This window comes from Sphingomonas yantingensis, assembly GCF_014199325.1.
Classification (GTDB): domain Bacteria; phylum Pseudomonadota; class Alphaproteobacteria; order Sphingomonadales; family Sphingomonadaceae; genus Sphingomonas; species Sphingomonas yantingensis.
This window is the reverse complement of record NZ_JACIJJ010000001.1, coordinates 900,792-911,975: the sequence shown is the minus strand read 5'-3', so window position 1 is coordinate 911,975 and position 11,184 is coordinate 900,792. Positions and strand designations below refer to the sequence as shown.

The 11,184-nt window shown below is 70.1% G+C and carries 8 protein-coding genes and 1 tRNA gene; 2 read left to right on the top strand and 7 right to left on the bottom strand.

What is annotated here, in order from left to right:
• Positions 1–106: 106 nt before the first annotated feature.
• Positions 107–182, bottom strand: a tRNA-Ala gene (locus FHR19_RS04640).
• A 237-nt stretch (positions 183–419) separates the two neighbouring features.
• Here FHR19_RS04640 and FHR19_RS04635 point away from each other — a divergent pair.
• The gene (locus tag FHR19_RS04635) at positions 420–1,694 is read left to right on the top strand and encodes a DUF2171 domain-containing protein (RefSeq protein ID WP_184024925.1); all 1,275 of its coding nucleotides are present in this window, start codon (positions 420–422) and stop codon (positions 1,692–1,694) included.
• 57 nt (positions 1,695–1,751) lie between these two features.
• Here the strand turns inward: FHR19_RS04635 and FHR19_RS04630 are convergent, their stop codons facing one another.
• The gene (locus FHR19_RS04630) at positions 1,752–2,894 is read right to left on the bottom strand and encodes a DUF1501 domain-containing protein (RefSeq protein WP_184024923.1); all 1,143 of its coding nucleotides are present in this window, start codon (positions 2,892–2,894) and stop codon (positions 1,752–1,754) included.
• Positions 2,895–2,896: 2 nt separating this feature from the next.
• Entirely contained in the window at positions 2,897–4,285 is a 1,389-nt protein-coding gene (locus FHR19_RS04625; protein WP_184024921.1) for a DUF1800 domain-containing protein, read from the bottom strand.
• A 209-nt stretch (positions 4,286–4,494) separates the two neighbouring features.
• On the opposite strand from FHR19_RS04625, the gene FHR19_RS04620 reads away from it, so the two are divergent.
• A complete protein-coding gene (locus FHR19_RS04620) occupies positions 4,495–4,794 on the top strand; it encodes a hypothetical protein (RefSeq protein WP_184024919.1) in 300 nt (99 codons plus the stop codon).
• A 45-nt stretch (positions 4,795–4,839) separates the two neighbouring features.
• On the opposite strand, the gene FHR19_RS04615 is transcribed toward FHR19_RS04620, so the two are convergent.
• From FHR19_RS04615 to ftsA, 4 genes are all read right to left on the bottom strand, one after another.
• Entirely contained in the window at positions 4,840–6,006 is a 1,167-nt protein-coding gene (locus FHR19_RS04615) for a deoxyguanosinetriphosphate triphosphohydrolase (RefSeq protein WP_184024917.1), read from the bottom strand.
• Positions 6,003–8,291, bottom strand: coding sequence for an SPOR domain-containing protein (locus FHR19_RS04610; RefSeq protein WP_184024915.1), 2,289 nt, complete (start codon positions 8,289–8,291; stop codon positions 6,003–6,005). The genes FHR19_RS04615 and FHR19_RS04610 overlap by 4 nt, the downstream gene beginning before the upstream one ends.
• A 106-nt stretch (positions 8,292–8,397) precedes the next feature.
• Positions 8,398–9,807 (bottom strand): cell division protein FtsZ, encoded by a 1,410-nt coding sequence (gene ftsZ, locus FHR19_RS04605; protein WP_184024914.1) that lies wholly within the window; start codon positions 9,805–9,807, stop codon positions 8,398–8,400.
• 112 nt (positions 9,808–9,919) lie between these two features.
• Positions 9,920–11,179, bottom strand: a complete 1,260-nt coding sequence (gene ftsA / locus FHR19_RS04600; RefSeq protein ID WP_184024911.1) for a cell division protein FtsA — start codon at positions 11,177–11,179, stop codon at positions 9,920–9,922.
• Positions 11,180–11,184: the final 5 nt, after the last annotated feature.

Sequence of the window (11,184 nt, the reverse complement as noted above, 5' to 3'; positions counted from 1 at the left end):
ATCCAAGTCCACACGGCAAATGGACGGCATTTCGACGAGCCGAGCGCGAACCGATCGATCGGGCGGTCAGCGGCGCTTCATGAGGGAGATTTTGGAGAGCGGTGGCTGGTGGAGCTGAGGGGAATCGAACCCCTGACCTCTGCAGTGCGATTGCAGCGCTCTCCCATCTGAGCTACAGCCCCGCCACCGGTTTCCCGCGCGTCTCGCGGCGGGAAGGTGGCCCCTCTAGCGGCCCCTGCGGCGCGATGCAACGCCCCCGAAGCAGCTATTTTCAGTCTTTTTTCGTGCCCTCACGGCTCGTCGCCGTCCCGTTCGCGCCAAGTTGAGGAACATAAGGCCCGGTCGATCCTTAAGGTCAGGGCTGGCAGCGCAATGACGCGCCTCGCCTGCTTGTAAATATTTCCCTGGAGGATCGTGTGATGGGCAACGACCGCAACCCGCGTGACGGCTGGCGCAACGACGACGACCGCGATTTCGACTATGGCCGCGAAAGTGGCGCCCGGCGCGACTATGGCTATTCGAGCGACCGCGACTATGGCGCGTCGCCGCAGTACGGCGACAACAGCCGTTTCGGTCCGCAGCGCGATCGGTCTGACTTCCGCGGCGAGGGTCGCGACTATTATGGCAGCCGCGAAACCGGCCGCGACCAGCGTGGCTATTATGGCCAGCAGGGCGGCAGCTATGGCGCGCAGGGTAGCTACGGCTCGCGCGACAGCTATGGCTCGCGCAGCGGCTACGGCTCGCAGGGCAATGTCGGTGCCCAGGGCAGCTATGGCCGCGGTCGCAGCGGCTATGGCGGCGATCAGGGCCGCGACACCTATGGCTTCGGCGGCGACTATCAGGGCTATGGCCAGCGCGACTATGGCCAGCGCGACCGCGGCTTCGGCGATCGTTCCGGCTATCAGCGCCAGACCGGCTATGGCCGCGATGCCGAGCGCAACCGCGGTTATGCCGGTCAGCCGCAGGGCTATGACTATGAGGAGCGCGGCTTCTTCGACCGTGCCGGCGACGAGGTCCGCTCGTGGTTCGGCGACGAAGAGGCGGAGCGCCGCCGCGAGCAGGACCGCCGCCTCGACGAGCGCTACGGCAACAGCGCCGAAGGATCGCGTGACGAGCATTATTCGAACTGGCGCCGCCAGCGGATCGGCGAGCTCGACCGCGACTATGACGAATATCGCCGCGAGAACGCAACCAAGTTCGAGAACGAGTTCAACAGCTTCCGCACCGAGCGCCAGACGCAGCGTTCGTCGCTCGCCCAAGTGAACGAGCATATGGAAGTCGTGGGCTCGGACGGCGAGCATGTCGGCACCGTCGACAAGGTGCGCGGCGACCGCATCATCCTGACCAAGAACGACGTCGATGCCGGTGGCCGCCACCACTCGATCCCGTCGCGCTGGATCGACAGCGTCGACGGCAAGGTCAAGATCCGCAAGACCGCCGCGGAGGCCAAGGCCGAGTGGCGCGACGAGGAGCGGAACCAGGCGATGTTCGGCGACGACAATCGCTCGACCTATGGCGATCGCACGACGAACTATGGCGAAGCGCGTCGTAATGCCGAAAGCACCGGCACGAGTGCGGCGACGCCCACCAGCGGGACCGCCTCGGGCCTCGGCTCGACCGGCACCGACGCCACCGGGACCGATACGTCGGGCACGACGGGAAATCTCGGCAAGAGCTTCTCGGGCACCTACTGATCCCGATTGGCTGAACTGACGCGGGGCCGGACAGCGATGTCCGGCCCCGTTGTCGTATCAGGCGCGCAGTAGTCCCTCGGTCGGTCGTGTCGCCCGGCTTGCGGGGAACAGCGCCGCCAGCGCGCGGGCCGGGTCCAATCCGTAATGCTGCGCGAGCGCGCCCGCGACGACCGCGTTGACGTCGCCCGTCGCCTTCAGGTCGCGCCCTTCATAGAGCGTCGCGTCGGCGAGGCCCGGCCAGTCGGCGACCACCCGCCCGCCCCTCACCGCCCCGCCCATCAGCATCGCCACCGACGCGGTGCCGTGATCGGTCCCGCCGGTCCCGTTGACGCGGACGGTGCGTCCGAACTCGGTCGCGACGATCACCAGCGTCTGTGCCCAGAGCGGCCCCAGCCCCGCCTTCAGCGCCGCCGTCATAGCGTCCAGCCCCTTGAGCTGTGCTGCCAGTCGACCGACCTGCCCGGCGTGGGTGTCCCAGCCGCCCGTCTCGATCATCGCGATCCGCGCGCCGTTGTCGGGCGCGATCAGCTTTGCAGCGAGTTCGCCGGTCGCGGCGGCGTTGCGCCCCTGATCGGCGGCAAGGTCGCCGGTCAGCATCCGCGTCGCCGTCGCCTGCGCCCAGAGCGCGTGAAGCTGCGCATCGCCCTCGTACAGCCGCGTCACCCGCGCGATCAGGTCGTCGCTGGCGTCAGGCAGCGCGGAGGGGGCGTAGCTTGCGACCTCCACCTTGCCACGCAGCGCCATCGGCACCGTCGCGGCGACCGCGATCGCTCGCGCTTCGTCCGGCGGCAACAGGCCGAGCAGGCGGTTCATCCACCCGTCCTTGATCGCATAAGGCTGTGCGCTGCCGGTTTCGAGCGCGTTCTGCCCGTCGAAATGCGAGCGCTCGCGATAGGGGGACGCGACGGCGTGGACGAACAGTGCTTCCCGAGCCCGGTACAGATCGCCGATCGCGCCCAGCGCCGGATGAAGTGCGAACATCCCGTCGAGTTTTGTCGCGCCAGCGAACGGTTCGGCCAGCGCGCCGCGCTGCCCGGCGAAGGCGGGATCGCCGACGGGCGCGACCGTGCCCAACCCGTCGGCGGCGCCGCGCTGCAGGATGAAGACGAAGCGGCGATCGGTTGCCGCACGCGCGAACGCGATGCGCGGGGCGAAGCCGAGCGAGAGCCCGGCGGCGAGCAGTGAGCGGCGGTCGACCATGATTATCTCCGCATGAAATCGGGCGAGGCGAAGAGGAGCGCGAGCGCCTGCGGCGGGCTTTCCGCGCGCGCCACCGCCTCTGCGGTCGCGCTGGTGCTGCCCGGAAACTGATCGCGGGCGAGCAGGCGGGCATCGAGCGTCGCCGATTGCGCGCGCGAGGCCAGCCGCTGCGCCGCTTCCACCCGCCGCATGAGCGCGTCGGGCGCGGCCCAGGTGGCGTCGGTATCGTCCCAGCCCGCCGGGGAGTCCGGCTTCCATACCGGCTGGCCGAGTTGTTGCTGCAACCCCGACAGCGCCGGTCCGGGAAACTCGCGAACGCCGCTCGCGCGCAGCACGGCGATCGTCCAGTCCCAGGGGCTGCGGAACTTGAGCGGCTGGGGCACCCACACCTCCGGCGAAGCGATCAGCGCGCGATATACGGTGGGCAGGTCGCCGCCCGATCGCACGAACGCCGCCTCCAGCCGCGCGACCATCACCGGCGGCGGGGCGTCGCCGGCGAAATGGCGGGCGAGCTTGGTGGCGATATGCTTTGCCGTGGCTGGATGCGTCGCCAGCATGTCGAGCATCGCCGCGCCCTGATCCTCCTCGCCCGCCGCGAACGGCTTGCCGAGGATACGCCGCTCGCCAGGCTCGTGGACCTGCCGCGCGAAGAGGAAGCGACCGGGTTCGCCCGCCCTGCCCTGCCCCAGACCGCCGACGGTCCAGCCGGTGAGCGCCCGCGCCAGTTCGGTCACGTCGCCTTGCGAATAGCCGGTGCGCACGCCCAGCGTGTGCAGTTCCATGATCTCGCGCGCCAGATTCTCGTTCAGCCCGCGCTTGCGGCCGTTCGCGGCGGCGCGCTGCGCGGCGGGGCTGCCGGGGCCGACCGATTGCGCCTGATCGAGGAAGATCAGCATTGCCGGATGCCGCTCGACCGCCTGCACCATGTCGGCGAAGCGGCCCATGACGTGCGGGCGGATCGCCTCGAACTCGAACGCGCCGGTCAGCGCGATCATCCGCTGCTTGTCGGCAGAAATGGCGAAATGGTTCGCCCAGAAATGGACCAGCCGCTCGGCAAAGGGCGTATCGGTGGACAGCGCCGCCGCGCCGCGCGCGCCAATCGCGTCGGTCAGGTGCCGGCGGGAGGCCGGGCCGATCGCGTTCGCCGCCATCGGCCGCGCCTCGCCCACCAGTCGCGCTTCCTGCCGTGCCTGCTGACGTTCCTCCAGCAGGGCGAAAATCTCCGCCGCGATCGCCGGCGACTTCGCCGCCGCGGCGATCGGCGGCGGCGCGGGGTCGTAGGCGGTGATCTGTCGCTCCAGCCACGCCCTTGCGTCAGCCGGCGGCGCCTCGTTCAGCCGTAGTCCAAGGCCGAAGCGGTGCCACGCGATCCGGATATCCTGCTTTGCCATGGCGCGACGTTGCGCCCGACTTGTCGCAGAAGTCTGTCAGCCCAATCGTTCGTCGCAGGCGGGCCCCGGCCTGCCGTTGCGCGACATGCAACTGCATCGGCACTTTGCGCGATTGCGACATTGCTGCAACGCAACAACATTGGTGCAAACAAAAAATACCGGGATGCCGATCAGGCTCTTTCAGGGCTTTCCGCCAGAGGAGACAGATCGTGACCAAATTTTTCTTCGCCGCCGCTGCCGCTGCCATCGTCGCCACCCCCGCGCTTGCCGCCGAGGGTGAGAAGACGTTCACGCGCGATGGCCAAACCTATGCCTATACCGTCGCGGCCGATGGCGACGCGACGGTGATCGCTGGCCGCACCGTGCCGCAGGACGAGCCGTTCCGCCTCGTCGTCAAGGGCCGCAATGCCGCTGGCGAGGTCGATGGCCGTCAGGTCAGCTTCCGCATCGCCAAGCCGCTGGCGGTCGCCGCCGCCGCGCAGCAGACCGCGAGCGTCGACGCCAACTGATCCGGTTTGCGAAAGGGGCGGCCGTCGCGGTCGCCCCTTTTGCGTTCAGAACCCCTCGGGCAGGTCGATGGTGCCGACATGCTCGCGGTATCGGGTGATCGCGAACCGATCGGTCATGCCGGCGATGAAGTCGGCGAGATGACGGCTGCGCCCCGGCTCGCTCTCCGGCAGCGCTTCGCGCCAGCCGTCCGGCAATCGCCGCGGATCGTCGGCATAGGCCGTGAACAATCCCGCCACGACCTGAGCCGCCGTCTCCGCCGCGGCAAGCTGGCGCGGATGGTGATAGAGTTCGGCGTACATGAAGCGCTTGAGCGTCCGCTCCGCCGCGCGCATCCCGTCGGAAAAAGCGACCATCGCGCGATCCGCGGCCCGTACGTCGTCGGCGGTCTCGATCCGGTGTGCGGCTAGGTTCGCGCGGGTCGAGGCGATCAGGTCGTTGACCATCGCCCCGATCTGCGACCGGATCAGTTCCCCCACCAGCCGGTCGGGCGCACAGTCGGGGAAGCGCGCGCGCACCGCATCCCACCCCTCGGCGATCATCGGCACCGCCAGGATCGCGTCGAGCGACAACAGCCCAGCCCGCAAGCCGTCGTCGATATCGTGATTGTCGTAGGCGATGTCGTCGGCCAGCGCTGCCACCTGCGCCTCGAGCGAGGAATAGCGCGTCAGCTCAAGCGGGAACGCGGCATCGGCCTCCGCCAGCGCCCAGCCGGGATGGCGTACGGGACCGTTATGCTTCGCCAGTCCCTCCAGCGTTTCCCAGGACAGGTTCAGCCCTTGCCAGCGCGGATAGGGGCTCTCCAGCACCATCAGCGCGCGCAGCGTGTGGCCGTTGTGGTCGAACCCGCCCTTGCCCGTGAGCGCCGCCTTCAGCGCATCCTCGCCCGCATGGCCGAACGGCGGATGGCCGATATCGTGGGCGAGGCACAGCGCCTCGGTCAGGTCCTCGTTCAGGCCGAGCGACCGCGCGATCACACGGCCGATCTGCGCGACCTCGAGACTGTGGGTCAGGCGGACGCGGAAATGATCGCCGTCGGGCGCCATGAATACCTGCGTCTTGTGGCGCAGGCGGCGGAAGCTGATCGAATGGACGACGCGGTCGCGGTCACGCTGGAACGCGTCGCGCGGGCCGCGTTCGGCGGCCCCCGGCTCGACATGGAGCCGCCCCCTGCTTCGTGCCGGGTCCGATGCCCAGCGTGCCGGCGTTGTCATTTCGCGGGGAGCCGCGTGACCTTCTGGCCCGCCTCGCTCTGGAATGCGAAGGCCGAGAGCCCGTCCTTGCCGAGCGTGTTGACGTACGCCTGCGCCTCCGCGCTGCTCGCGAACGGCCCGGTCAGCAGGCGGTTGGTGAAGCGAAGCGGCGTGGTCCACGCATGACGCTTCTTGAGCGCGGGATTCTTAACGGTCAGCGCGTTCCATGCCTTGGGCAGGTCGGCGACATTGGCGCCGCCCGCCACCTGCACCCACCAGCGCGCGGGTTCCGCACTCTTCTTGGGCTCGGGCTTCGTGGTCTCGCCCTTTTTCGCATCGCCCTTTTTCAGATCGGCCTTGGCGAGATCGGCCTTCTTGGTGTCGGCCTTCTTCCCATTCGCCTTGGCGAGGTCGGCCTTCCCGGCATCGGCGAGTTTGGCTTCGCGCTTTTTCGCTTCCTTTGCCTCTGCCGCCTTGGGATCGCCCTTCTTTGCGGCGGGGGTCTTGAGCTCGGCGGGCTTCTTCGATGCCGTGGCCGGGGCGGCAGGTACGGGCGCACGCTCGGGCGATGTCTTGGGCGCGGCGGTCGGCGACGGCCTCGCCGCGGCGACGGGCGGCGTCGGAGCAGGCTCAGTGGCGGACGGCATCGCTGCGGGCGGCGTCGGCACGCCGAGTTCGTTCGCCGGCACGGCGATGTTGCGGACGATCATCGCCAGCACATCGTCCTCGCGCCCTATCGGCCGCGTCGCAGGCGCCGGCGCGGCGGTCGCCGGCCGGTCCGTCGTCGAGAAGCCGGGTGTGGCTGTCGATGGCGCAGCGGCGGCGGCAACGGGGTCTGACGCTCGCATGACCGGAGCGAGGGTCCCGGTGGCCGGCATGGGCGTACTCACCGCGACGGAAGCGGCGGGCGCGGCCGAAACGCCTGATCCTGCGGGCGGCGAAGCGGTGGGCGAGACTGCTGGCGCTGCGGGCGCGGCTGTCGAGAGGTCCGCTTCCGCCGATGTTAACGTCGCCTCGGGCCGCGTGGGGGCGGGCATCGTGGCGACGACCGCGCTGGCGACCGGCGGGCTCGCAGGCGCCAGTGTACTCGCCGCCGCCGGGGCCGGATTGGGTGCCGCGGTTGCCGTGGACACGGCGCCGGTCGGCAGCGGCGCGTTCGCAGTCGGCAGGGACGCACTCACGGTGGGCAGAGCCGTGCGCCCGACCGGGAGCGTAGAGGTTGCGGCCGGCGGGCGCCGCGTATCGACCGCCGCCGTCTCGACGCGCCGGGGGCGCCGGCCATAGCGCTCGGCCATCAGCGCATCGCGCTCCGCCCGCCGTTCGAGCGCGCGCCGCTCGCGAGCGCGCGCGCGCGTATCGGCAGACGCTTCGGCCGACGCCGTTTCGACGCGCGTCGGCCTGGCCTGTCCCTTGATCGGGGCCGTCGTCGTCGGCCCGCGCGTCGCAGCAGGTGGCGGGACGCTCGCCGCCGCCACGCGCACCGGGGCGGGCTGAGGTAAGGGCGGCGCGGCGGGCGCGAGGCTCGCATCGGCAAGCCGTGCGGGGGTGCGGGTGAACTCGCCGAGATGCGCCGCGAACGCGCGGTCGGCCGGATCGCGGATTTCCGAGAGGCGGCGGAAAAGCGGCAGATAGGCGGTCGAGAAGCCCGGCATCATCGTCGCCGTGACGCGCTCCGCCCCCGTCGTGTTGCCGCCCAGCGCCATCACTAGCGCCTTAGTCCGCCAGGAGGCACGGTCCTGCTGGCGAAGCAGCGGGTCGAGCGTCTTCTCGGCCCCCGGCTGGTCGCCCGAGATCGCCTGCGAGATGGCGAGGCGGCGGCGGACCTCGGCATCCTCGCGCACTGCCAGCGCGCGGTTATATTCGAGCTGAGCATGCGCCTGATCGCCGACTAGATCATAGGCGAGACCGCGATCGTCGGCATAGGTCGCGGGTCCAAGGCCGCCGCGCTCGGCATCGGCGAAGCGGCGCAGCGCCTCGCCCGGCCGGCCCATCCGCACGAACGCGCGGCCGCGCGCCGCCGGGATGCGCGGGTCGGCGGGACGAAGCTTTTCGGCGCGGGCGAGGAATTGCAGCGCGGCGGGCGTATCGTCGAGCGCGGCGCTCGCCTCACCCGCGGCGATCAGCGCTTCGACATCCTGCGGCGAGCGGCCGAGCGTACTCATCGCGGCGGCGAGCTTGTCGGCGGTGGGTGTGGGTTGCGGCACGAAGCCGGGCGCCGTCGGGGCGCTCTGCTGTGCGAACGCGGGGGCCGCGGCAAGCGCCAGCAACGCGGCGCCGCCGAACCACAGGGCGGAATGACGAGTCATGCTTGAGATGGCCGTTACCACGCCCGCGCTGAACCGCGACTGTCGAAACGCAGCGCGAGCGGCGGAGCGACGCCGCCCGGCGACGAACCGGGCGGCGTGCTGCTGCTTACTGGTTGTTCTGGCGGTGAAGGAAGCGCGGGATGTCCAGCGGATCCTTGTCGTCGGAGCCACGGCCGAGGCCGCGGCCAGCGGCCGACATCCGCTCGAACAGCGTGCCGCCCGGACGCGCGGCGGGTGCCGCCTCGGCCTCGGGCGCTTCCTCGGCGCCGGTCAGCCAGCGGCGACGGGGCGCCTCGGCATCGGCCGGCGGGGCAACGGGGGCCGCTTCGGGCTCTCCGCCGGGCAGCGTCGATTCGGCACCGAGCACCAGCTCGTCGCTTTCCTCGGCCACCGGCTGCGGCGCGGGCGCGGCAGGCTCGGCGACGGGCGCCGGCTCTTCGCTATAGGCGGGCTGCGGCGCGGGCGCGGCGGGCTTCTTCGGGGCCGAGAAGCTAAAGCTGCGCGTCGTCTCGGCATTCGCGGTCGCGGCGGGCGCGGGGATCGCGTTGCCGTCGGCCTCGATGCCGGTCGCGACGACCGACACGCGGATGCGGCCCTCGAGCTCGGGGTTGAACGCCGAGCCCCAGATGATGTTGGCGTCGGGATCGACCAGCTCGCGGATGTGGTTCGCGGCCTCGTCCACCTCGAGCAGGCGCATGTCGTCGCCACCGGTGATCGACACGATGACGCCCTTGGCGCCCTTCATGCTGACGCCGTCGAGCAGCGGGTTGGCGATCGCCTTCTGCGCCGCCTCGATCGCGCGGCTGTCGCCCTCGGCCTCGCCGGTACCCATCATCGCCTTGCCCATCTCCTGCATCACCGAGCGGACGTCGGCGAAGTCGAGGTTGATGAGGCCGGGCATGACCATGAGGTCGGTGATGCCGCGCACGCCCTGCTGAAGGACTTCGTCCGCCATCTCGAACGCCTGCTTGAACGTTGTGTTGGCGTTGGCAATCAGGAACAGGTTCTGGTTGGGAATGACGATCAGCGTGTCGACATACTTCTGAAGCTCGTCGATCCCCGCCTCGGCGCTGGCCGAGCGGCGCTTGCCCTCGAACGCGAAGGGCTTGGTGACGACGCCGACGGTCAGGATGCCCATGTCGCGCGCGGCCTTGGCGATGACGGGCGCGGCGCCCGTGCCGGTGCCGCCGCCCATGCCGGCCGCGAGGAAGCACATATGGCTGCCCTCGAGCGACTTCTGGACCTGCTCGATCGTCTCTTCGGCTGCCGCCCGACCGATCTCGGGCCGGCTGCCGGCGCCCAGGCCCTGCGTGATCTTGGCGCCCAGCTGGATGCGCGCCGGCGCGACCGACTGCTTCAGCGCCTGCGCGTCGGTGTTGGCGACGACGAACTCGACCCCCTGCACCTCGGCGCGGATCATGTTCGCGATCGCGTTGCCGCCGGCGCCGCCGACGCCGATGACGGTGATGCGCGGCGTCAGCTCGTCGACGTCAGGCGGCAGAAAATCGATACCCATGTTCTTCTCCCCAGTGCCCCCAGATTACACGCGGGCGCCTGATACTCGCGCCCGTTCTGCACCATCGTTTCGTCCGATCCTAGCGGCAAAAAGGGGTGCAAGTCGCATATTCTTAATAATTCGACCGAAACGCGGCCAGCAGGCGCTTCACCATCGTGCCCATCGTCGGCCGCACGACCAGCTGATGCTGCGGCTCCATCCCGCGCAGATCGACCGGATCGGCCGCTGCGAACATCGCGAGGCCCGCCAGCGTCGAGAAGGCGGGACCCGAATGCGCCTCGGGCAGCGCGCTCATACCGCGCGGGCGGCCGACACGAACCGTGCGGCCCAGCGCCTGCTGCGCATAGTCGGCGATGCCCTTCAGCTCGGCGCCGCCGCCGGTCAGTACGATCTGGCGCCCGACCGGATCGTCGAAGTTGAGTTTCTTCAGCTCGCGCTGCACTTCCTGCATCAGCCGGTCGAGGCGTAGGCGGATCGTCGCGATCAACTGCGCCTTGGTGATGCGGCTCCCCTCCTCGCCCTGCTCGGCGCTGATCGGGGCGATGTCGATCATCTCGTGATTGTCGCGCGGGCTCATGTTGGCCGAGCCGTGGAAGCACTTGATCCGCTCGGCCTGCGCGCGCCGCGTGCCGAAGGCGCTGGCGATGTCGTCGGTCACGTCCGCCGCGCCCATCCCGATCGAGGCGAGGCCCGTCAGCACCCCGTGCTGGAACACCGACACGTTTGTGACGCCCGCGCCGATCTCGACCAGCGCGACGCCCAGGTCCCGCTCCTCCTCGCTCAGTACCGCAAGGCCCGTGGCGACCGGCGCGGCGACGATCGATTTCACGTCGAGATGCGCGGAGCGGACGCACAGGTCGAGGTTACGCACGGGCGAGCCGTCGGTGGCGACGACGTGGATCTCGACGCCCAGCCGGTCGGCGTGCATGCCGATCGGCTTGGGCGTGCCGGTGAGGCCGTCGAGCGTGTAGCGCGTCGGCTGTGCATGCAGCACCATCCGCCCCTGCGGATCGAGCGCCTCGCCCGCAGCCTTGAGCAGCGCGTCGATATCCGCCTGTTCGACGCGGTGGCCGCCGAGGTCCACCTCCAGCTTGACGATATCGCTGACGAGGCCGCCGGCGGAGAAGGCGACCCACACGTCCTCGATCGACACGCCGGCGATCCGTTCGGCCTGTTCCACCGCCTCTCGCACCGCGACTTCGGTCGCGGCCATGTCGGCGATGTAGCCGCGCCGCACGCCCCGGCTCTCGCGCTGGCCGGTACCGAGCACGGTCAGTTCGCCGCCATCGCCCTTTTGCGCGATCAGCGCCGAAACCTTCGACGATCCGATGTCGAGTACGGTGAGAAGTCCGTCCGCTACCTGCTTCGCCATGTTGC